The sequence below is a fragment of the Desulfurivibrio alkaliphilus AHT 2 genome, from assembly GCF_000092205.1.
Lineage (GTDB): Bacteria > Desulfobacterota > Desulfobulbia > Desulfobulbales > Desulfurivibrionaceae > Desulfurivibrio > Desulfurivibrio alkaliphilus.
Genome location: NC_014216.1, coordinates 564,813 through 587,354 on the forward strand (window position 1 = coordinate 564,813; position 22,542 = coordinate 587,354).

The 22,542-nt window shown below is 59.6% G+C and carries 19 protein-coding genes; 16 read left to right on the forward strand and 3 right to left on the reverse strand.

Annotated elements, in window-relative coordinates:
* Nucleotides 1-3 precede the first annotated feature (3 nt).
* Nucleotides 4-585 carry an Hsp20/alpha crystallin family protein gene (locus tag DAAHT2_RS02430; RefSeq protein WP_013162716.1) on the reverse strand — a complete coding sequence of 194 codons (582 nt, stop codon included), beginning with the start codon at nucleotides 583-585 and terminating at the stop codon, nucleotides 4-6.
* A 205-nt stretch (nucleotides 586-790) separates the two neighbouring features.
* Between DAAHT2_RS02430 and treY the strand changes: the two genes are divergently transcribed.
* The 8 genes from treY (at nucleotide 791) to DAAHT2_RS02475 (ending at nucleotide 11,603) form a co-directional block, all read left to right on the forward strand.
* On the forward strand, nucleotides 791-3,895 hold the full coding sequence (gene treY, locus DAAHT2_RS02435; protein WP_013162717.1) for a malto-oligosyltrehalose synthase: 3,105 nt from the start codon (nucleotides 791-793) through the stop codon (nucleotides 3,893-3,895).
* A gap of 18 nt (nucleotides 3,896-3,913) precedes the next feature.
* The gene (locus DAAHT2_RS02440) at nucleotides 3,914-4,735 is read left to right on the forward strand and encodes a rhodanese-like domain-containing protein (protein WP_013162718.1); all 822 of its coding nucleotides are present in this window, start codon (nucleotides 3,914-3,916) and stop codon (nucleotides 4,733-4,735) included.
* 4 nt (nucleotides 4,736-4,739) lie between these two features.
* The gene (locus tag DAAHT2_RS02445; RefSeq protein ID WP_013162719.1) at nucleotides 4,740-5,879 is read left to right on the forward strand and encodes an NAD(P)/FAD-dependent oxidoreductase; all 1,140 of its coding nucleotides are present in this window, start codon (nucleotides 4,740-4,742) and stop codon (nucleotides 5,877-5,879) included.
* Nucleotides 5,880-6,575: 696 nt separating this feature from the next.
* Entirely contained in the window at nucleotides 6,576-7,937 is a 1,362-nt protein-coding gene (locus tag DAAHT2_RS02450) for a transposase (protein ID WP_013162720.1), read from the forward strand.
* A gap of 250 nt (nucleotides 7,938-8,187) precedes the next feature.
* Nucleotides 8,188-9,462 (forward strand): transposase, encoded by a 1,275-nt coding sequence (locus DAAHT2_RS02460; RefSeq protein ID WP_013162721.1) that lies wholly within the window; start codon nucleotides 8,188-8,190, stop codon nucleotides 9,460-9,462.
* A gap of 262 nt (nucleotides 9,463-9,724) precedes the next feature.
* Nucleotides 9,725-10,450 carry a BglII/BstYI family type II restriction endonuclease gene (locus DAAHT2_RS14195; RefSeq protein ID WP_013162723.1) on the forward strand — a complete coding sequence of 242 codons (726 nt, stop codon included), beginning with the start codon at nucleotides 9,725-9,727 and terminating at the stop codon, nucleotides 10,448-10,450.
* Between the two features lie 16 nt (nucleotides 10,451-10,466).
* Nucleotides 10,467-11,156 carry an MT-A70 family methyltransferase gene (locus DAAHT2_RS02470; protein WP_013162724.1) on the forward strand — a complete coding sequence of 230 codons (690 nt, stop codon included), beginning with the start codon at nucleotides 10,467-10,469 and terminating at the stop codon, nucleotides 11,154-11,156.
* A gap of 99 nt (nucleotides 11,157-11,255) precedes the next feature.
* A complete protein-coding gene (locus tag DAAHT2_RS02475; protein ID WP_013162725.1) occupies nucleotides 11,256-11,603 on the forward strand; it encodes an HVO_A0114 family putative DNA-binding protein in 348 nt (115 codons plus the stop codon).
* A gap of 51 nt (nucleotides 11,604-11,654) precedes the next feature.
* Here DAAHT2_RS02475 and folE2 read toward each other — a convergent pair whose 3' ends face one another.
* Complete coding sequence (gene folE2, locus DAAHT2_RS02480; protein WP_013162726.1) at nucleotides 11,655-12,389, reverse strand: GTP cyclohydrolase FolE2; 735 nt, start codon at nucleotides 12,387-12,389, stop codon at nucleotides 11,655-11,657.
* A 112-nt stretch (nucleotides 12,390-12,501) separates the two neighbouring features.
* Between folE2 and DAAHT2_RS02485 the strand changes: the two genes are divergently transcribed.
* From DAAHT2_RS02485 to DAAHT2_RS02495, 3 genes are all read left to right on the forward strand, one after another.
* Complete coding sequence (locus DAAHT2_RS02485; RefSeq protein ID WP_013162727.1) at nucleotides 12,502-14,334, forward strand: ABC transporter ATP-binding protein; 1,833 nt, start codon at nucleotides 12,502-12,504, stop codon at nucleotides 14,332-14,334.
* Between the two features lie 93 nt (nucleotides 14,335-14,427).
* On the forward strand, nucleotides 14,428-15,324 hold the full coding sequence (locus tag DAAHT2_RS02490) for a hypothetical protein (protein WP_013162728.1): 897 nt from the start codon (nucleotides 14,428-14,430) through the stop codon (nucleotides 15,322-15,324).
* A 199-nt stretch (nucleotides 15,325-15,523) separates the two neighbouring features.
* The gene (locus DAAHT2_RS02495) at nucleotides 15,524-17,278 is read left to right on the forward strand and encodes an NAD-dependent malic enzyme (RefSeq protein ID WP_013162729.1); all 1,755 of its coding nucleotides are present in this window, start codon (nucleotides 15,524-15,526) and stop codon (nucleotides 17,276-17,278) included.
* A gap of 12 nt (nucleotides 17,279-17,290) precedes the next feature.
* On the opposite strand, the gene DAAHT2_RS02500 is transcribed toward DAAHT2_RS02495, so the two are convergent.
* Nucleotides 17,291-18,421 carry a hypothetical protein gene (locus DAAHT2_RS02500; protein ID WP_041718780.1) on the reverse strand — a complete coding sequence of 377 codons (1,131 nt, stop codon included), beginning with the start codon at nucleotides 18,419-18,421 and terminating at the stop codon, nucleotides 17,291-17,293.
* 391 nt (nucleotides 18,422-18,812) lie between these two features.
* Between DAAHT2_RS02500 and DAAHT2_RS13715 the strand changes: the two genes are divergently transcribed.
* From DAAHT2_RS13715 to DAAHT2_RS02525, 5 genes are all read left to right on the forward strand, one after another.
* Entirely contained in the window at nucleotides 18,813-19,457 is a 645-nt protein-coding gene (locus tag DAAHT2_RS13715) for a hypothetical protein (protein WP_157861392.1), read from the forward strand.
* A 46-nt stretch (nucleotides 19,458-19,503) separates the two neighbouring features.
* A complete protein-coding gene (locus DAAHT2_RS02510) occupies nucleotides 19,504-20,013 on the forward strand; it encodes a hypothetical protein (RefSeq protein ID WP_013162732.1) in 510 nt (169 codons plus the stop codon).
* A 76-nt stretch (nucleotides 20,014-20,089) separates the two neighbouring features.
* Nucleotides 20,090-20,680 carry an ABC transporter ATP-binding protein gene (locus tag DAAHT2_RS02515; protein ID WP_013162733.1) on the forward strand — a complete coding sequence of 197 codons (591 nt, stop codon included), beginning with the start codon at nucleotides 20,090-20,092 and terminating at the stop codon, nucleotides 20,678-20,680.
* Nucleotides 20,677-21,474: an ABC transporter permease gene (locus DAAHT2_RS02520; protein ID WP_013162734.1), complete on the forward strand. Its 798-nt coding sequence runs from the start codon at nucleotides 20,677-20,679 to the stop codon at nucleotides 21,472-21,474. Before DAAHT2_RS02515 ends, DAAHT2_RS02520 begins: the two co-directional genes overlap by 4 nt.
* A gap of 85 nt (nucleotides 21,475-21,559) precedes the next feature.
* On the forward strand, nucleotides 21,560-22,528 hold the full coding sequence (locus DAAHT2_RS02525; RefSeq protein WP_013162735.1) for a carbon-nitrogen hydrolase family protein: 969 nt from the start codon (nucleotides 21,560-21,562) through the stop codon (nucleotides 22,526-22,528).
* The last annotated feature ends 14 nt before the right edge of the window (nucleotides 22,529-22,542 follow it).

Sequence of the window (22,542 nt, forward strand, 5' to 3'; positions counted from 1 at the left end):
GAGTTAACTGCTCTTGATCTCGATCTGCTTGACATCCTTGTCGCTGGTGGGGCGCCGGGGGACGGTGATGGTCAGCACGCCGTTTTTGAAGTTGGCTGCTACCCCGTCGGCGTCGGCGTCATCCGGTAGCGACAGGACCCGCTGGAAGGAGCCGTAGGAGCGTTCCATGCGGTAGTAGTCCTTTTCCTTCTCTTCCTTTTCCTGCTTTTTCTCGCCGCTGATGGTCATGGTGTCGCCGCTGATCTCCACCTTGACGTCTTCGTCAACCACCCCGGGCACCTCCACGGTGATGGTGTACTCCTGGTCTCCGGCGGTGATATCGACGCTGGGGCGCAGCAGGCCGCCGGCGGCCACCGGGGTGGTCAGGCCTTCCCGCATCAGGGGGCTGAGGCCGAAACCGCGAAAGGCGTTTTCAAACAGCCGGTCCATCTCCCGGTGCAACTGGGTAATGGGGTCTTGCAGGCGGCCGGCCGGCAGTCGGGTTGGCTGCTGCTCGCCGCCGCGGCGGCGTACCGGCACCACCGAGCCGCTTTCCTCGTTTTCCTTTTTGAACCAATTCCAGGGGGAAAATTTTTTGATGTCCATGGCGTACCTCCTTGAAATCAGTTTTTTTGTTTAACTTATCAGCCACTCGGCTGATAAAATAATTCCGGTCCGATGGTTGTCAAGAAGGGGGGCGGCAGACTCTTTTTTCTCATTTTGCCGAAAAAGAATGGCGCTTGTACAGAACAAATTTTGATGGCCCCACAAGCCCCCAGCAAACCCCCAGCAAACGCCTTGAGAGGTTGCCATGTCTTCCCGTTCCCGCCGCTTTCCGTTGTCCACCTACCGCTTGCAGTTCCACCGGGATTTTACCTTTGCCGATGCCGCCGCGCTGGTGCCTTACCTCCACCGCCTGGGGGTCAGCCACTGCTACGCCTCACCCTTGCTCAAGGCCCGTCCCGGCAGCAGCCATGGTTACGATATCGTCGATCATGGGCAGCTTAATCCCGACCTGGGCGAGCGGGCGGATTTCGAGCACCTGGTGGAATGCCTGCATCGGCACGGCATGGGGCTGATCGTCGATATCGTCCCCAACCACATGGGGGTTGGCGGCGCCGACAACGCCTGGTGGCGCGATGTGCTGGAAAACGGCCCGGCCGCCGAATATGCCGAGTTCTTTGATATCGACTGGCGTCCGGCCCACGAAACCCTGCGGGGCAAGATCCTGCTGCCCCTGCTGGGTGAACCGTACGGCGAAGTGCTGGACAAAGGCGAGATCAAGCTGGTTTTCGAGCCGACCGCCGGCGCTTTTCACTTTGCCTACTACGAACACCACCTGCCCCTGGACCCGGTCACCTACCCGGAGGTGGCGGCCCCTAAGCTTGCAGACCTGCATCGACAACTGCCTCCCGATGACCCGGGCCTGGCGGAACTGGAAAACCTGCTGGCCGCCCTGACCCACTTGCCGGGGCGGGAAAGCCGGGAGGCGGAGCAGTGCCAGGAACGGCGGCGGGATAAAGAGATTACCAAGCAACGGTTAAGCGACCTTTGCCGCCGTGATGCCCGAATCGCAACTTTCTGGCGCCAATGCCTGGATTTCTTCAACCTGCCGGGCGACCAGGGGCCGGAGGCGGCGGCCCGGCGGGGTGAACGGCTGCACCAGTTACTGGAGTTACAGGCCTACCGCCTGGCCCATTGGGTGGTGGCCGGCGACGAGATTAATTACCGCCGTTTTTTCGATATCAACTCCCTGGCCGGCCTGCAAGCCGAGCGGGAAGAGGTTTTTGCCGCCACCCATGGTCTGTTGCTGCAACTGGTGGCGGCCGGGCAAATCGACGGCCTGCGGGTGGATCATCCCGACGGGCTCAGCGATCCGGCGGGGTATTTCAGCCGGCTGCAGGCGGCGGTGGCGGCCGGCCGCGGCGGTGCAAGCGACGATGACGATTCCCGCGATACCGGCGACCGGGCCGAGAGCATTTATCTGGTGGTGGAAAAAATCCTCGCCGCTCATGAATACCTGCCCGAGGAGTGGCAGGTGCACGGCACCACCGGCTACGATTTTGCCAACCAGGTAAACGGCTTGCTGGTCAAGCCCGACCACGAGGCGGCCCTGACCGGCATCTACCACCGTTTCATCGGCCGGCGGCAGGATTTCGACGACCTGCTCTACCGGTGCAAAAAGAAGATCATCACCGGCCAGTTGGCCAGCGAACTAACGGTGCTGGCCCGGCTGCTCAAGGATATCGCCGAAAGCGACCGCCACACCAGGGATTACACCTTAAACGGCCTGCGGGAAGCGCTGATCGAAGTGGTGGCCGCCTTTCCGGTTTACCGCACCTATATTGTACCCACTGCACCCGTTGCATCCATAGGCGCGGCGCGACACTCTTACAAGGTCAGCCCGGAAGACCGGCGCCAGGTGGAGTGGGCCCTGGCCCAAGCCGGCAAACGCAGCGGCACAAGGGACGGCGGCCTGTATGACTTTATCCGTGCCTTGCTGCTGGACAGCGAACCGCCGCCGCCCGGTTGGCAGCCGGACCAGCCGGCGGACCGCTTGCGAGCCCGTTTTATTCGTAAATTTCAGCAGTACACCGCCCCGGTGATGGCCAAGGCGCTGGAAGACACCGCCTTTTATGTGGCCAATCGCCTGGTCTCTTTGAACGAGGTGGGGGGCGATCCCCGCCGCTTTTACCTCACCCCGGCGGCCTTTCACCACGCCGCCCAGGAGCGGCTGCGGCGCTGGCCCCTGGCCATGCTGGCCACATCCACCCACGACAGTAAGCGCAGCGAGGATGTCCGGGCCCGGATCAACGTGCTCAGCGAGGTGCCGGCATTGTGGCGGCGGCACCTTAAACGCTGGCGGCGGCTGAACCGCTCCCGCAAAAGCCGGGTCAACTCCCTGCTGGCGCCCACCCCCAACGATGAATATTTATTGTACCAGACCCTGCTGGGTTCCTGGCCACTGCACGGGGCCGAGCCAAATGGGCCGAATACCGATTTCTGGGCCGCCTACCGCCGTCGTATTCAGCAATACATGGGCAAAGCCATCCGCGAAGCCAAGGAGCGTACTTCCTGGTTGCACCCGGACCAGGAATACGAGGCGGCCGTCGACCGCTTTGTGGAAGCCATCTTAAGCCCCGCCGGGACGGCCAGCCCGGGGGAAGCCGCCGCCGGTGGCGACCTGGCTGGCGCCAACCCGTTTTTGGCCGACTTTATCCCCCTGGCGAATAAGCTGGCCCCTTATGGTCTGCTCAACGCTTTAGCGCAGTTGTTGCTCAAGCTGACCAGCCCCGGCGTGCCCGACATCTACCAGGGAACCGAAACCTGGGATTTTTCCCTGGTCGACCCGGACAACCGCCGACCGGTGGACTACCACCACCGCCGCCGGCTGCTGGCGGCACTGCCGCCCCCCGATCAACCGCTGCCCCCGGCGCTGCTAAGAGAACTGGCGGACAGTATCGAAGACGGCAGGCTGAAACTGCTGCTGACCAGTCGCTTGCTGCATTTTCGGCGGCAAAACCAGGAACTTTTGCGCCGGGGAAGTTATCTGCCCCTTACGGCTTCCGGGGAGCGTGGTGAATATCTCTGCGCCTTTGTCCGCCAGTGGCAAGGGCAGGGGATGCTGGTGGCCACCGGTCGCTGGTTTGCCACCCTGGCGACGACCGACACCACGCCGGCAATGCCCGACAGCGATCCCGGCCCACTCTGGTCGCAGCTTAACCCCCAGCTTTGGCGCAACACCCGCCTGCTGCTGCCGGCCAACACCACCGCCGACTGGCAAGATCTGCTGACCGGCACCCGGCTGCCGATTATGCAGGAACCGGATGGGAATTACTTGACCTGCAGCGATCTTTTTGCCAACCTGCCCATGGCGGTGCTGCATTATCGAGCCGCCGACCATAGCAAACAATAGGAAGATAGAGGAAGATAAATGAACTGGAAAAGACTGTTTTCCCGCACCCCGTCCCTTAGCCCGGCCGAAGCACGCCAGTATATAGAAAAACACCCGGCGGCGGATTTTCAATTACTTGATGTCCGCCAGCCCAAAGAGTACGAAGCCGAACATTTGCCGGGGGCAAAACTGATCCCGATCAAGGAATTGCCGGACCGGCAGGCCGAGCTGGACCCTGACCGCCCGGTGCTGGTTTATTGCGCCGTAGGTGGCCGCAGCCGGGCGGCGGCCCAGTATTTGAACGGCCAGGGGTTTAAAGAAGTTTACAATATGGCCGGCGGGATCAAGGCCTGGCAAGGGGGCAAGGCCGCCGGACCCCTCGATGCCGGCCTGGAACTGCTGCCGGCGACGGCGGAGTACGACGAAGCCGCCGCCCTGGCCTATGCCATGGAAGACGGCCTGCAGCGGTTTTACCTTAAACTGGCGGCCGGCAGTGAAGAGGCCGAACTGGCAACAACCTACCGGCACCTAGCGGGCCTGGAAGACTTCCACAAAAAACGGCTGGCCCGGGAGTACCGCGAGCAAACCGGCCAAACCCTGGCGCCGGCCGAAGCCGACGAACAGGGCGAACAGGGTGAATTGATGGAAAGCGGCCAAGCCCCATCGGTGTTCGAGGCCGCCACCCCGGCAGAGATTATGGAGCAGGCCATGGGGCTTGAGTTTCAGGCCCAGGATCTTTACCTGCGACTGGCCGAGCAAAGCAGGGTTGCCGCCAGCCGGGAGTTTTTTCTGGCCATGGCGGCCGAGGAAAAAGAGCATCTGGCCTTTCTGGCCAAAGAGCTGGAAGGTTTAAAGGAATAAAACGATGTCGCTTAACAGGGGGAAAAAACTGGTGCTGGTGGGCGGCGGCCATGCCCACATGCAAACCCTGGCCGCCATCGGCAACTTCGTCCGCCGGGGGCATTCGGTAACCGTGGTGGCTCCATCGCCCTATCATTATTACTCGGGAATGGGGCCGGGGATGCTGGGGGGCAGCTACCAACCGGAGGAGATTCGCTTCGCCACCCGGCAGCAGGTGGAAAGGCTGGGCGGTACCTTTGTGCTGAACCGGGTTACGCGCATTGACGCGGCGGCGGGCGAGGTGGAACTGGCCGACGGCCAACGCATCGCCTACGATGTGCTCTCCTGCAACGCCGGCAGCCAGGTGCCGACCAGTTTGCCCGTAAGCTTCACCGAGGGCGCGGCGGTGCCGGTTTTCACCGTTAAACCCATCGAGAAGCTGTGGGAGGCCCGTCGCCAGTTGCAGGCCCTGGCCGCCGCAGGCTCCCCCAAGGTGGCGGTGATCGGCGGCGGCCCCTCGGCGGTGGAAATTGCCGGCAATACCTGGCGCCTGCTGCGGGAGGCAGGTCACCAGCGCCCCTGTATCCGCATCTTTGCCGGCCGGAAGCTGATGGGAAAGGCCTCTGAAGAGGTGCGCCGCCGGGTGAATGCCTCGTTGGCCCGGCGGCATATCGAGGTGGTGGAACCGGGCCGGGTGCAGGAAATCCGCGACGGCAGGGTGGTGCTGGAAGGAAGGAACAACAACTGCAAGGCGGATTTCATTTTCCTCGCCCAGGGAATCAGGACCGCCACCATCTTCGCCGACTCCGGCCTGCCGGTGGGGCCCGACGGCGGCCTGCTGGTCAACGAATACCTGCAGTGCCCGGGGCAGCCGCAAATTTTCGGCGGCGGCGATTGCATTCACTTTGAACCCCAACCGCTGGACAAGGTCGGAGTCTACGCGGTGCGGCAAAACCCGGTGCTGCGCCACAACCTGCTGGCGGCCCTGGAAGGCGATGAGCTGCGAACCTTCGCCCCGGGCGGCGACTACCTGCTGATCTACAACCTGGGCGACGGCACCGGGGTACTCCAAAAACGCTGGCTGATCTTCGGCGGCCGCCTGGCGTTCCGCCTCAAAGACTACATCGACCGCCGCTTCATGCGCCGCTTTCAACAGACTGCCTGACTGAACCGAACCGCCGCCGGTTTCCGGGCACCATTTTTTTGCTTGCCAACTCCCGCCGGTTTGGCTAGCCTGCACATCGTGATATTTTGAAAAAACGCCACGATGGGGGAAAGTGGATGCCAACCTCGAGAATCACCGCCTGCTACCACCAGCGAATTATTCACCAGCGAATTATTCACCAGCCGCTCCGGGCCACGCCAAGCCCACGAGCGGCTTTTTTGTGGGCAAAAGCCACACAGGACCGAGGATCGGAATTAATTAGAAAAACGGTGTAATCTCACGGCGGGGATGATCTACTGGAAAGAATTAAACCTGTATGGCTAAGGATGCTTCAGATTAATCCTTTAATTTAGGCTGATAGAGAACATGCTTGGCACAGGAAGCGATATTTTCGCTAAGGGTAAGAGGGCTGGCTGCTGTTTGCGGTAAGATATAAAGGACTGTAGAATTTTGTCAGCAGTTCCCAACTTAATATAACTCATTGATTTCACGTTATACAATTTTCTGTCTTTCGTAAACTTTTTAACCATGGCATGATGCGTCTGGCAAGTAGTGTTTGCCGGATACGGCCATAAGCAATAACAACGATAAAACAAAATGATAAATTTACGCCGGAGGCGATTTTCAGCTTGACAAATCCTTGAGAGGGTGGATGCGATTTTTGTAGGAAAATCAACAACCTACAAGGAGATCGCCATGAATGTCCACCAACTCATTCGCCAAAAGCAACTCGCCAGCCGTCGTCAAGATAAAATCAGCCAGCGCAAGCACTTGAACTTCGACGCCCTCATCACCACTATTCGGGAGGATTTCGGCAAGATCGCCGACCACCGGGCCGCCAACGCCAGTATCTCCCTGGTGGACGCGCTGACCAGCGGCTTTGCCATGTTCTCCCTCAAGCATCCCTCCCTGCTGGCCTTCGAGGATGAGTGGCGGGAAGACCCCACCTGCCTGCACGGAGTGTACAAAGTAAACGATATACCCAGCGACAGCCAGATGCGAACCATCTGCGATGAGGTTGACCCCCGACACCTGCGGCGGCCGTTCCGCAGCATCTTCCGCCAGCTTCAACGAGGCAAGGTGCTGGAGAAGATGACTTGGTTGGACGGCCACTATCTGCTGGCCCTGGACGGCACCGGCATCTACTCCTCGGAGAAGGTCAGTTCGCCATACTGCCTCAAGAAGCGCAAGCGCAACGGGCAGGTGGAATACTACCAGCAGATGCTGGGGGCGGCCATTGTTCATCCCGAGCAGCGGGAAGTGATTCCGCTTTGTCCGGAGATGATCGTCCAGCAGGACGGCAGCAAGAAGCAGGACTGCGAGCGCAAGGCCGCCCGGCGCTTTCTGACCGAGTTCCGACGGGAGCATCCCCATCTAAAATGCGTGGTCATCGAAGACGGCCTTAGCTCCAACGCGCCTCATATTCAGGATCTGCACCGGGATGGTCACCACTTCATCCTGGGGGCCAAGCCGGGAGATCATGGTCATCTCTTCGACCAGATGGATGAGGCGCTCAAGGCCGGCCGGGCGGTGGAGTTATCCCGGGCCGACGAGCAGCAGCCGGATATTCTCCACACCTACCGTTTCGTTAACGATCTGGCGCTCAACAAGTCTAATCCGGAGGTTCGGGTAAACCTGCTGGAGTACTGGCAGCTTGACGGCAAGGGCAAGGTCATCCGCTTCAGTTGGGTCACCGACCTGGAAATCACCACCGCCAACGTCTACCAGATCATGCGGGCCGGCCGGGCCAGGTGGCGGATTGAAAACGAAACCTTCAACACCCTCAAAAATCAGGGCTACAACCTGGAGCACAACTACGGCCTGGGGCAAAAGCACCTTTCCGCCGTCTTCGTTCACCTCACGGTACTGGCCTTTCTGGTGGACCAGGTTCAGCAGCTCTGTTGTCCGCTGTTCAGGGAGGCGCTGGTTTTCCGTAAACGTAAACGGCGACTCTGGTCGGGGATCAGAAACCGTTTTGAACTGCTGGATTGCCCGTCCATGGAGGCGATCCTGCTCCACATCGTCGGCCGGGGCAAACCCCTGCCGCAGTTGGAATGACCGGCACCGGCCACCCGGCCGGGGGAATATTTTGTCAAAGATCAGAACGTCTGTCGGACACTGCCGACGGCTGCAGCGGAGTGCTGTTGCCAAAAAACGGCCAAATCGACTATATTTCGGCCAGCTCGGCCAATAACAGTGGCGATTGGGTGCTATCAGCCCTGAATAACCACCGAAAAAATGTGAAACCGGCTGCCAGTGGCATCAAGTTGTTGGGCAGGCGGCCAAATCGGGAACGACTGTGATTTTCATGGCTCTGTCTGCCGATACCCGGCCCCACTTCACCACCATTGCCGCCTTTGTCTCGTCGCTGGATCGGGAGATTGTCCACCTGTTCCGGGATGTGCTGCTGGTCTGCGACGAGATGGGGCTGATCGGCAAGGAGATGTTCGCCATCGACGGTTGCAAGCTGCCGAGCAACGCCAGCAAAGAGTGGAGCGGTACCAGGGCGGATTTCGAGAAGAAAGCGGCCAAGCTGGAGCAGGTAATCGGCCAGATGCTCAGCCGCCACCGGGAACAGGATCAGGCCCAAGGCGACCAGAACCTGGCGACCCGGGAAGAACAGTACGTGGCGACCCTGCAAAAACGCGCCCGCAAGATCCGGGAATGGCTGAAAGACCACGACGACAAGCCGGGCAAGACCGGCAAACCCAAAAAGAGCAACATCACCGACAACGAGTCGGCCAAGATGAAGACTTCCCACGGGGTGATCCAGGGCTATGACGGAGTGACCACGGTGGACGGCAAGCACCAAGTGATCGTCCATGCCGAGGCCTTCGGCGAGGCCCAGGAACACGATCTGCTCCAGCCGATGGTCGATGCCACCCGGGAGCACTTCCGAGCCATTGGCAAGGATGAGGACGTTTTCCGGTCGGCCAAGCTGACCGCCGATAGCGGTTTCCATACGGAAGCCAACATGAAGATGCTGGCTTCCGCCGAAATTGACGCCTACGTGGCGGACAACCGTTTCCGCAAACGCGACCCCCGCTTTGTCGATGCCGACCGCTACAAGGAGCGTCACCGGCAGGAAAGGGCCAAGCTGAAGGGCCGAAGCGGCCTGTTTTCCACCGCCGACTTTGTCTTTCCCGAAGACCTGAGCCACTGCTTATGTCCGGCCGGCAAACGCCTGTATCGCAGCGGCCATAACGTGGAAGTTCGGGGCTTTGTGGCCACCAAGTTCAAGGGCAGCAAAACCAATTGCCTGCCCTGCCAACTGCGCCGTAAATGCCTGCGTCACCCCGAGCGGACCGAGATCCGGCAGGTCGCTTACTTCCACGGCCGTTCAGCCCAGGGCCGAGATACCTTCACCGAACGAATGAAGCGGAAAATCGATTCCAAAGTCGGGCGGGCCTTGTACAGCCTGCGGGTGGCCATCGCCGAGCCACCCTTTGCCCATATCTGCCGGGTGATGGGCCGGGATCGTTTCACCCTGCGGGGCCGCCGGAAGGTAAACGCCCAATGGAACCTCTTCTGCATAGTCCACAACCTGCAGAAGGTGGCGCGTTATGGGCCGGGATTTGCCTGATGTGCGGGAGGGAAAAGCCCCGGTATTCCCCCTGGCGGCACTTTGTGGTAAGAGAAAACGGATCGGAACCATCAGCCGCTGGCTGATACATGAGAAAATCAGGAATATCAAGCCGTGACCGCCGGGATGATCGTCAAAAAAACAGCCGCCGGCCAATCGGTATTTTTTTGAAAAAGGGTTTTTCTACAGACTCGTTGGGCGGACCACACCATGATGTAGGGGCGAGTATCATGAGAAATTTAAACGGAAAGGGTCTTGAAATATGTTGAACTCATTGGTTGACAGGGGCTTTGAAGTGCTTGCCCTTCACCACGCGGAGGCGATACTAACTCACGACATGCCAGAAGCAGTCGCTGAAATCGAAATGGTACTTGGCCAAATTGAACTTCCTGTCGAGGAACTTGTACGAGGCGGTGGTGGGGAGGGTCAACTTACGCAACGAATGAGACGTGCTTTGGCTGAATGCGGCTGGAACAAGCATAATTTTGAAATAAAGAAAATAGTCGATGGTGAGGAAAAAGAGTCGATTTCGCACGAAATTGACCATATTAAACGGTTTTCATCTGGTATCTTTGCCCTTGAAATCGAGTGGAACAATAAGGATCCATTTTTCGACAGGGATCTGGAAAATTTTAAGCGGCTACACGCAGACGGTGTCATATCGATCGGAGGGATAATTACTCGAGGCGCCTCTTTGCAGAACTCTTTGCGGGAAAGAATCGCAAGGTTTGCACGAGACCATGGCATATCAAGTACGGATAGCCTTTCAGAATATTACAGCCCAACAGGTCGACAGCTTACCAACATAGAAAGAGCTGTAAGAACCGCAGGCTCTTTTGAAGAAGGATGGGCGCGCGCTTTCGTTTCGGATAAATTTGGAAAGGCAACAACTCACTGGCGGAAACTTGAAGATCGTGTGAGGCGAGGTGTTGGCAACCCTTGCCCGTTACTTCTTATCGGAATACCAGACTCAATTCTGGTCGGATAACATTAGGAGGATCATTATGGTAGGGAAGGTATATAACATCGCTGAGCCGAGTCCATCGAAGGATTTGATTGAAAAAGTCTCAGGCCAGTACTCAACTATATTGGCAGACCCGCCCTGGCAATTCCAAAATCGGACAGGAAAAGTGGCTCCTGAACATCGTCGTCTCTTAAGGTATCCTACGATGGAGCTTAAGGAGATAATGGATCTTCCGGTTTCACGACTGGCTGCCGCCAAGTCTCATCTTTACTTGTGGGTGCCGAACGCCCTTCTTATGGAAGGTCTTAAGGTGATGGAGGCATGGGGCTTTACCTACAAGACAAACCTTGTTTGGTACAAGATCCGTAAGGATGGAGGCCCTGATGGGCGAGGTGTCGGATTTTATTTCCGTAATGTTACGGAGTTGATTCTGTTTGGCGTCCGGGGAAGCATGAGAACGCTTCCGGCGGGTAGAACCCAGGTAAATCTATTCGCGACACGTAAACGAGAACATTCAAGAAAGCCTGATGAGATATACCAACTCATTGAGGCGTGCTCGCCAGGCCCATATTTGGAGCTTTTCGCGCGTTTCAATCAGCCGGGATGGCATCAATGGGGGAATGAAGATGTGGAAGAAAACTCATTGTATGGAGTGGCTAAGCGTAACGGTCATACTGGTAGGCAGCAGCTCAGGCTAATGGAGTCGCCAAAAGGTTATAAGGCGGAGTAGCTTTTGATTGCATCGCCCAACAAGGATATGCACAGCCGCCGCTCGTACCTCGCACGGCTGATGGCTAGCGTTCCCGCCTTGCCATTGAGAGGTGGAACAATGAAAACCGTAACTCTTGACGTCCGCTCACCCTCTGATGCAATGGCGGACTTTACCCAAGCCAGGAAAACTGGCAAGCCGCAAAGTTCCGCCCGGATCAGCTTTGCCACTCCCGAACTGCTTTGGAAAGTGCTCACCGAAAAGCGGTGGGAAATTCTGAAGGCATTGTGTGGAGCCGGTCCGGTGTCAATTCGTGAGACAGCCCGTCGTGTCGGCCGAGACGTGAAGGACGTCCACGGCGACGTAACGGCGCTGCTGAACGCTGGTGTGCTTGACCGCATCGAGGACGGCCGGATCGTCTTTCCGTTTGAGGCCGTGAAAGTCGAATTCTTTTTGCGGGCGGCGTAGAGGGAAGACGCCTATGGTTGCTTTTGGGGGTAGCACCACACCCCTGCAGGCTTACAGGTCGTTGCTGTCCACGTAGGCATAGGCGCTGTGTTTGTGGATGGACTCGAAGCTTTCCGCGCCCACTCCGAACCAGGAGATGGCCGGGTGGCCGGCGGCCAGTTCCGCCACTTTGCGTACCACGTCTTCGACAAACATGGGGTTTTGGTAGGCCGCCTCGGTAACGTATTTTTCGTCGGGGCGCTTGAGCAGGGCGAAGACCTCGCAGGAGCTGCCGGCCTCGGCCATCTCGATCAGCTCCTCCAGCCAGATGAATTCCCGGTACTTAACGCTTAGGGTGATCTCCGCCCGCTGGTTGTGGGCGCCGCAGGCGCTGATTTCGCGGGAGCAGGGGCAGAGGGTGGTGGCGGGCACCTGCACGGTGAGCAGGAAATCCTCGTCGGGGCCGACGCCGCCGGTGAAGCGGCAGGTGTATTCCATCAGGCTGGTGGTGCCGCTTACCGGGGCCTTTTTCTCCAGGAAATAGGGGAAGGTCATCTCCACATGGGCCGAGTCCGCCCGCAGCTTATCCTTTACCTCCGCCAGCAGCTTGCGGAAAATCCGGTTGCTCATCTCCTCCTGGTAGCGGTTCAAAACCTCGATAAAGGTGGTTACGCAGGTATCCCGGTACTGGCGGGGCAGGTTGGCCCGCAAGTCGATGGTGGCCACCGTGGGTTGCAGGCCGCCTGATTTTTCTCGCACGGTGATGGGGTAACTGATATCTTTAATGCCGACGCTTTGCAGTTCCATATGGCTTGAGGTGTTCAGTTTGGACTTTTTTAACTGGCTGTAATCGTTCAGGCCTGCCTTTATACCCGGTTTCAGCCGGAAATGACAGTCGAAAGTCGGATTAAGCCATTTCATGAGCCCTGCCACCCCGCCGTCCAGCACTCCCGAAACCGAAGCCGCCGCCGATCAATCTTCCTCCCTGGGCACCTATCTCTGGCGGATTTTTCCCTTTGTCGCGCCCTATAAAAAGCGGGTGGGGGTGGGGCTGGTGCTCAACGCCCTGGCCCGGCTGTTCGATCTGCTGCCCCTGGTGCTCATCGGCTGGGTGGTGGACCTGATCAGCACCCAAGGGGCCGCCGCCGCCGAACCGGGGCTTTTTGCCTGGTTCGGGCTGGCGGTGCTGGGTACCTTCCTGGCCCTGGCGGTTTTCCAGAGCATCAGCGATTACTGCCTGGATTCCATGGCCCAGAAGGTGCGCCACGACCTGCGGCTGGCGGTTTATCAGCGGATGCAGGGGCTGGATGCCAGTTTTTTCGAAGATCGGCAGACCGGCGACCTGCTGGCGGTGGCCTCCAACGACGTGGACAACCTGGAGCACTTTTTCTCCGATGTCACCACCAACGTGGTACGGCTGGTGATTACCTTTGTCGGGGTTTACGGCTTTCTCTTCTGGCTGGACTGGCGGCTGGCCCTGCTGCTGATCGCCCCCTTGCCCTTTGCCATTATCGCGGTGCGTTTCTTTGCCGTGCGGGTGCAGCCCCAGTACCGCAAGGCCCGCCGCGCGGTGGGGGAGATCAACAGCATTCTGGAAAACAATATTCGGGGGATCGGGGTTATTCAGGCCTTCACCGCCGAGGCCGAGCAGTTGCGGCTGGTGGCCGGGCGTTCCAGCTCTTACGTGGAAGCGGCCATTGCCGCCGCCCGGGAGCGGGCCCGCTTCATTCCCCTGATCTACCTGGTGACCGGCCTGGCCTTTGCTCTGCTGATTACCGGCGGCGCCTGGCTCACCGCCACCGAGCACGGGCCCACCATCGGCAGCTTCACCACCTTTGTGCTCTTTGCCGTGCGCCTGGTTTTTCCCCTCTTTATCTTCGGCATGCTGATCAACCAGATCCAGCGGGCCGAGGCCTCGGCCCGGCGGATTGCCAACCTGCTGGCCACCGAGCCCCGGGTGAAGGACCATCACCAAGCGGTGGCGCTTGCCGAGCCGCCGGCCAAGATTGTGCTGCGCGAAGTGGGCTTTGCCTACCGCGCAACCAGGCCGGTGCTGCGGCAGATCGGTTTTGAATTGCGCCGGGGCCGGGTGTTGGGCATTGTCGGCCCCACCGGGGCGGGCAAGAGCACCCTGGTCAAGCTGCTGTTGCGCTACTACGACCCCCATGAGGGCGAAATTCTGGTCAATGACCAGCCGCTGCCGCGGCTCAAGCTTGCCGATTACCGCCGCCACGTGGGCTACGTTTCCCAGGATGCCTTCCTCTTTTACGGCACGGTGGCGGAAAATATCCGCCTGGGCTCACCGGAGGCCGACCCGGCGGCGGTGCGGCAGGCGGCGGAAATTGCCGGGGCGGCGGAGTTCATCGAACAGTTGCCGGAGCAGTACGACACCATGATCGGTGAACGGGGGCTGAAGCTTTCCGGCGGCCAGCAGCAGCGGATTTCGCTGGCCCGGGCGGTGTTGCGCGACCCGGCCCTGCTGGTGCTGGACGAGGCCACCTCGGCGGTGGACACCCGCACCGAAGAGTTGATCCAGCAAAACCTGCAGCGGATGAAAGACGGCCGCATGACCGTGGCCGTGGCCCATCGCCTGTCCACCATCCGGCAATGCGACGAGATCCTGGTACTGGTGGAGGGCACCATTGCCGAACGGGGCACCCACGAGCAACTGCTGGCCCAGGGCGGGGTCTACGCCGGACTATGGCGGGTGCAAAGCGGCGCCTTGGGGCAAACGGAGCCGGGGCAGCCATGAAGTGTTAAAGAAAAAAATCTCTGTTGCCGATACGGTTGATATCCGGGATTTGTTTTTTTAAATCTGCCCATCAACTTTTTCGGGAGCCTGGTTATGAACTGTTGTCTGCCCGCCGGCAAGGCCCTGTCCGCCTCTGCCGCACCACTGGCCACCAATCATCAGCAGCAGGTTGCCTACCGGGAATTTGCCGCCTTCAGCCGTCAGGCTTCAATTTCATTGACCACCGCCGAGGGCGACGTGGTGACCATTCGCAGCAGCCAGCAGCAGGCCCATGCGTTGGCCTACGGGCAGCAAGTTTCGGCCGGCGGGCATGTCCAGAGCCTGACCATGTCCGGACTCGAAAAGCAGGCTTTTTCCATCAGCGTACAGGGCGATCTCAACGAGGAAGAGCTGCGCGATATCGAGCGCCTGCTGGGTGAGCTGAGCACCATTGCCGCCGATTTCTTCAACGGCGACTACGAGCAGGCCATGGTCGGAGCACTTTCCCTGGGTGATATGGGGAGTATCGCCGAATTGCAGGCCACCTTTATCCAGACCAGTATGATCAGCCAGCAGGCGGCATACAGCGAGCGGGGTCCTGCGTTGCCGGCCCATGCCGGCTGGAGTCGGGAGCCGGAGCAGTTACCGGCCGCCGACCAATTTAATTACGGCAATGTGCTGCAGGCCCGCTGGCAGCAGTTGCAGGAATGGCTGGATGAGCGCACCGCCGAAGCGGCGGAGGCCCGGCAGCAGGCGGAAAAAACCGGCAACAACGGTCGAAAGCTGGGCCACCTGCCGCCTTCACAGCGGATGCTGGAACAGATCCAGGCCACCATGACCAAGCACCCGCGCCTCTCGCCCCTGTCCGGCTCTTTAGCCAACCTGGCCATCGACCGGGCCGCCGCCGAGCATTTGGAAAAACATCCTGCCTTGGTGGAGCGCACCAATCAGGCTGCCGAAGACCTCAAGGGGCGTTTCGCTCAGCGCCTCAACGACTGGCTGTTGGCCTGATGAAAGCAGTTCGCGGCCGGAGGTGCCCGAGCACAGGGCACCCCGTGGCCGCTTACGGTCGGCGAACACCGGCTTTGCCGCCTGCCGGGCGGTAAAGTTAAATTTTGACAACCCCTCGCAATCCCGATACCCTACGGCATGATTAACGGCACGTTGCCAAACGGGCCGTTAAATTTTGTTCATTACCGGGAGGGGTGCCGTGCCGTTTCACAGTAGTTACCGCCTGCATTACAACGAGTTTGGCAACACCCGGGAAATTGAAATTTTGGCCCGGGGAATCGACGTTTACGACAACTCCTTTATCAATAAAGGCACCGCCTTTACCCAGGAAGAAAGAGAGCTGTTCGCCCTCCACGGCACCCTGCCGCCCAGCATCCGCTCCCTGGCAAACCAGATGGCCAACAGCCGCCAAACTTGTGCGCAAAAGAGCAGCGACCTGGAGAAGTTCATCTATCTCCGTTCCCTGTTCGACCGCAACGTCGCCCTGGCCCACGCCCTGATCGCCAGCGATCTTGAACGCTACCTGCCCATTATCTACACCCCCACCGTGGGGGAGGCCTGCCGCCATTATTCCTCCATGTTCCGCAAGGCCAACGGGCTCTTCTTTTACCCGGGCAATATCGACCGGGCCGAAGAGATTCTGCGCCGCTTCGTGCCCCGCCAGATCAGGGTGGCGGTGGTCACCGACAACCAAGGGATTTTGGGAATCGGTGACCAGGGGGTGGGCGGTATTGCCATCTGCCTGGGCAAGTTGATGCTCTATACCCAGGGGGCCGGGATCGCCCCCTGGCACTGCCTGCCGATCTCCCTGGATGTGGGCACCGACAACCCGGAGTTGCTCAACGACGACAACTATCTGGGCTGGCGTCATCCCCGCCTGCGGGATGACGATTATGTAGCCTTCGTGCAGCGTTTTGCCCTGGCCTTTAAGGCGGTTTTTCCGCATGCCCTGTGCCAGTGGGAGGATTTTTCCAAGCAGAACGCCTTCGCCATCCGGGATGCCTACCTGCACCGGTTGATTTCTTTCAACGACGACATCCAAGGTACCGGTGCCGTGGCCCTGGCGGCTATTCTTGCCGCCCTGCGCAGCAAAGGGGAAAAGCTTGGCGACCAGGTGTTCCTGGTGCATGGGGCGGGGGCCGGCGGCATTGGGATTGCCGAACAGTTGGCCGTTGCCCTGCAGGAAGAGGGCCTGGATGAAACGGCGGCCCGGGCACGCATTTTCACCGTGGACCGGCGGGGCCTGGTCACCACCGATCGGTCGTTGGAACCCTACAAAAAGAAGTTCGCCCACGATCCCGCCACCTTACCCTGGCTGCGGGAAACCGGGGCCGGCTCGTTGGCCGAGCTGGTGAGAAAGGCCGGTGTTACGGTGCTCATCGGCACTTCCGGCCAGGCGGACGCCTTTGGCCGCGAACTGGTTCAGGCCATGCTGGCCAATACCGCCCGTCCGGTGATTCTGCCTTTAAGCAACCCCACCGGACAGAGTGAGGCCAGGCCCGCCGAGCTTGCGCAGTGGAGCCAGGGGCGCGCCCTGGTGGCCACCGGCAGCCCCTTCCCACCCTTGCTCAGCCAGGGGCGTATGGTGCGGGTGGGGCAGTGCAACAACGTCTTTATCTTTCCCGGGGTTGGGCTGGGGGTCTTGGCCAGCGGGGCGGCTGAGGTGCGGCCGGAATTTTTCACCGCCGCCGCGCGGGCGGTGGCCGACCGGGTGGCGCCGGCCGATTTGGCCGCCGGTGTTCTGCTGCCCGAGGTCGGCGAACTGCGGGAGGTAAGCCGGGCGGTGGCGGTGGCGGTGGGTGAAAGCGCCATCAAGGCCGGGGTGGCCGGCCCCTGCGCCGTCAGCACCTACCAGCACCACAACGACCCCACCCGCCTGGCCCGCCTCATCGACGGCATGCGCTGGCGCCCCGGCTATCTACCCCTGGTGAACGGTTACGCTGAACAGTTATAATGAGAGACTCTGTTATCTCTGTTTTTTCGCCCTGTCAGTATCTTCTCGACGATCAGCCGCTGATCCTGGCATTGTGTTCGATATCTCCCCCAACAGCCCCATTTTCAGCCGGTACTGATCGTACCAACCTTTGACCAGCTTTGCTCTCACGCTTTCTTCCCCATACCGCTTCTGCGCTTCCAAAACCAGCAAGCGGGCCAGTTCCATCGTACGGGGCAAATCCTCATACGCAATCGGCTCTTCACTTAACGTGTCATGCAGTGCAAACAACAAACTTAAATAAGTTGCGCTTTCTGGCCCCAGGTGCAACCGAACCAGCGCCAGCGTGTCTTCGATCGCCGAGATTTTTTCCTGCCGATCCGTAGCGCGACCAATCCGCCCGATCCGATCGTGGATATGCTTTGCCATACTCGGCCAGCGCCGCTGTATATCAGCTAACTCGGTGCGATAATTAAAGATCAGATCCATGTTCTCGAAACGATAGCGCCCAAAACTCTCAACGCTCTCGCCTTGTCCGGTAGCCAAAATCTGATAGTGGCGAAAATAGCAGCGCTGGATTTCATCTTCCTGGTCGTCGTATTTTTCGTTAAGAGCCGCTTCGACGCTCAGCTTCTTAGGGTTAAAAGCGATCTCAAAATTATGGATATCATGGACGTGCTCTCCGCCGGAAGTCCAATCCTGGGTTACCACGATTTCCCCATCTCCAAACTCGGTATCGATTGCCCAAATCATCCCATTGGCCCGTACCAGCATCCGAGATCCTTCGATTCGGCCGTCGTCGCTTAAAAAGAGTTTGGTCGCAATCGTCGCTTCCATGGTTTCTTCGGGCAGCTTATTGCCTTCACAATCTCCCACAACCCCTTGGTAAGTCAGGTTGCCTTCGAAGGCGTAGTGCTGCTGCTTCCAAAAGCCGGCTTCCTGTACCCCATGGTAATCGCGGTACTCGCCATCCTCTAACCCGAGGCCTGTCTCTATACCCTTGGCTCCGCAACCCGCTAGCATCAGAACAGCGAAAACACCGCCGACTGCCAAGGCAACCATGCTTTTCCTGCTATCTGCCACCATCGCCTTTTTGCCAACCATTATGCCCATCAGCCTGCTCACTTCTGCTTTCTTCCTTATTGCTCTCTTAACAAGCTCCATCTTTCTCACCACGCTCTCATCTCCAAACCCCGCCGGCGCATCTACACAATACCCCTGCAGAAGGTTTACGCTCGTCTAAGGCTGAAATTATGGGTCAATAATGGCTGCCAGCCAGCTTGTCAAAGAAAAAAACTGGCGCGCCTCCGACACCCGTCCGTCCAGCCGCTGATCCGCAAGTAATCCATAGGGCACCCCGGCACTGATTCTAGCAGCGAACGGCTCACGCACTTAAGTACACATCGCATGTGCTGCTTGTTGACTTTTACTACCTTTGGTACTCTGTTTCCGGGAACTTGATCTGAAATATTCCAGGTCGTGGCAAATGGAGCCTTTTCGGCTATACCCTAGAAGATGGAGTTGAAGTTCAACCAACATGAATCTCGATAATAATATGGCGAGCCGACTCCCGGTGGCGGCTTTTTTCGTCCTGATGCTTATCCTGTTTTTGGCAGCCTGTGCTCCCCGCTACCCTTTGGGTATTCCAGAGGCGGAATGGCTGGAGATGAGTCCGGAGCAGCGGTTGCAGGCCCGGGAAAAGCAGGTGGCTCTTGATCGGGCGGCGGCCGAGCGACGGGCGGCGGCGGAGCGGGCGCGGGCCGAGGAAGCTGCCCGGTTTCAGGCGGAGCTGCTTGAAAAGCGTCGCCAGGCCGCTTACGGGGAAAGGGTGCAATGTGTGCTGGACCCGGTTGAGGCCAGAATTTTCGGCAATTGGCGCCAGGTGGAGCCGGTGGCGATGGATCTGGTGGTGGGTATGGAACTGGAAGTACCCCTGCGTGAACGTTCCGGCAGCACGGTGCGACGTCGCACCACGTCGTATGCATCTTTTGACGGCCAAACTGTGGCCGTTTGCCGAGAGCCTTTGGCGCCGGCAGCTGCTTCCGGCCGTGACAACTGTTTGCGCCTGCTGGGTACCTTCGAAGATTATCGCCGTGGTATGGTCCAGCAGTTGGAAGCCCCCGATTTTCTGCGTGGCCGCCTGCGCTGCAACCTGGTGCCGGCCGTAGGCATGCCGCCCCGGCTGATCATCGAGCGCTGAGTAGTTGTAAGTCGTGGCAAGACAACAGGTAGCGCAGGAAGGTCTGATGCCGAAGCATGACGGCCAGGAAAGGCCTCCTGCGAGACACTCAGGTGCAGCGCAAGGCGTGGTGGCAGGGCAATGGCAATGGTGGCGGTGGTTCGTGGTGGCGGCGGTTAGCCATCCACTCCAGACATTTGTGGCCTGGTATCTGCTGCTTGGACTCGGCATGAGCTGGGAAGTTAGCACCAACACTTATCAGGTCTGGCCGGTACCGTTCGGCGGGTTGCTGGCGCTGATCACCGCCGCAAGGTTGGGGCTGTTCCTGGCTCTGGCGCGCTATGCCTTCCAAATTTTTGACCGGGGCGGCCTAAGCGGCGCATTCCTGCGCAACCACCGTTGGTCTTTGCCGTGCCTGCCCATCACGTTCCTGCTGGGGTGGCCCATGGAGCTGAACGTCTTTGGCTTCGTGTATTTTCCGGTGTTGCTTGTGGCAATATTGATCTTCGGTGGGCTGGTGCTGGCGTTGAATCTGCGAACCCTGATTCAGGCGCGGCGGTCAGTTGCGGCGCGGTAGTGTAGCAAATCCAGATCCCGTAAAAATATGCGCCGGCAGGCAGGATGAAGTGAGTTATGAGGATAAAGGCGAAAGAATGTTGACCATTGAAGGCCTGCGGGTGCGTGAGGTTACTCTGGATCTGGTGGTGGCGCCGGGCGAAATCGTTTGCCTGGGCGGTCCGTCGGGCAGCGGCAAGTCGTTGTTGTTGCGGGCGGCGGCCGACCTGATTCCCCACCGGGGGCGGGTAAGTTTTAACGGTGAGGAGTGTGTTACCATGCCGGCTCACCTCTGGCGGCGTCGGGTGGGGTTGCTGCCGGCGGAGTCCCAGTGGTGGGCGACAACGGTGGGGGAGCATTTTCCCCGGCCGGAGCAGGCGGATCTGTCCGCCCTGGGTTTTGGCCCCGAGGTGATGGGGTGGCAGGTATCCCGATGCTCCACCGGGGAGCGGCAGCGGCTGGCGATTCTGCGTTTGCTGGCCTTGGCGCCGGCGGCCCTGCTGCTGGATGAACCCACCGCCAGCTTGGACCAGGAGAGTATTGGCCGGGTGGAAGGCTTGATCGACCGTTACCGCAAACAGCACCGGGCGCCGGTGTTGTGGGTCAGCCACGATCCGGCCCAGGTGGCCCGGGTGGCCGATCGGCGGTTGCAGATTAAAGGGGAGAGGGTGATAGAGGTACCGGCATGAGCCTGATTGAACTGAGCTATCTTGATCTGCTGCTGGCCTCCGGCCTGATCGTGGTCCTGGCGGCCCTGTCGCTGCTGCTCAGGCTGCGGGTGGAGCGGCAGTTGCTGGTCGCCGCCCTGCGCACCACCGTGCAGTTGCTGCTGGTGGGGTTGGTGTTGAAGGCGCTCTTTGCCCATGCTACCCTGTTCCTGGTCGGCCTGATGTCTCTGGTGATGCTGCTGGTTGCCGGTTATGAAGTGATGGCCCGGCAGAAAAGGCCTTTCGGCGGTGCCTGGGGGTATGTCCTTGGTACCGGGGCGATGTTTGTTTCCTCTTTTGCCACCACCTTCTTTGCCCTGTTGCTGATCATCGGCAATGATCCCTGGTATTATCCCCAGTACGCCATCCCGCTGCTGGGGATGATGCTGGGCAACACCATGACCGGGGTGTCTTTAGCCCTGGACCGGCTCACCGGTTTTGCCTGGCAGCAGCAGGCGATTATCGAAACCCGGCTGGCCCTGGGCCAGGAATGGCGGGAGGCCATGCGGGACAACATCCGGGAGAGCGTACGTATCGGCCTGATTCCCATCATCAACGCCATGGCCGCCGCCGGCGTGGTGAGCCTGCCGGGGATGATGACCGGCCAGATCCTCTCCGGCACCCCGCCCATGGAGGCGGTTAAATACCAGATCCTGATCATGTTTATGATCACCGCCGGCACCGGTTTTGCCATTTTGCTGGCCACCTGGATCGGCGGCCGGCGGTTGTTTGACGAGCGGCAGCGACTGCGCCTGGATCGCCTTAAACCTTCGTAAGCGTTCAGCCGCACCGCTTACAAACCTTCGTGACCTCCCAGCGCGCCCGGTCGGCGACGCCGGCAACTTTTCAGGAGATATTTTTATGCTGCGATTGATAGAGCGGGTGTTTTCCGACTGCGAGGATTGCCCCAGCGTGTTGCTGGCCAATATGCACATAACCTCCGATGTGGAACTTAACCTCAAGCGGATGGAAGAGGTGGTGCAGCAGGCTCATACCCATGGGGCCAACATCCTGATTTTCCCCGAGTTATGTGTTACCGGTTATGTCTGGGAAGATCAGGGGCGGGGGGAGGTGGAGGAGTTGCTGGCCGCCGGGGAAAACAGCCGGATTGCCCCCACCCTCAAGCGCATCCGCGACGGCCTGCGGGATGATGGCAAGGGGCTGGAATACGTCTTTTTCAACAATGTGAGGCGCAAGGATGACGGGCTTTACAACTCCACCTTCATCCTGCACCACAGCCTGGATTACAACCGGGAAGAGTTTATCTACGACAAGATTTTCCTCCCGCCCCTGGAGCAGCTTTACTTCAAGCAGGGCACCGACCGGCGGCTGACCATCGAAACCAAGTGGGGCAGCTTGGGCTTTCTCACCTGTTACGATCTCTGTTTTGTGGAGATGGCCCGCAAGTACGCCTTGAAGGACAAGGTGGACGCCATCGTCACCATGGCCCACTGGCGCTCGGAAGCGGTGCGGGAGTACGACCGGATGAACATCATGACCGACCATTATTACGGCTACCTGTGGAACCTGATGAACTCCTCCAAGGCCGCCTACAACCAGGTCTGGAGCCTGGCCGCCAACGCCGTGGGGCCGCACCAGGTAACCGGCGACTACTTCTGGGGCGGCAGCGGCGTCTGGGCGCCCTCCGGGATGAAGCTGATCCAGGCCTCCAACATCACCGCCGAGCTGATCCTGGTGCGCAACCTGGACCTGCGCGGCCAACGACGCAAGGAGCAGGATGATTTCGACTACCAAATCGATTTTGCCCGTTTTTTCAAGCCCATCGAAGAAGAGGGCTCCTGCCCGCAGCAACTGCCATTGAAATCATAAACCTCCAGCGGCGC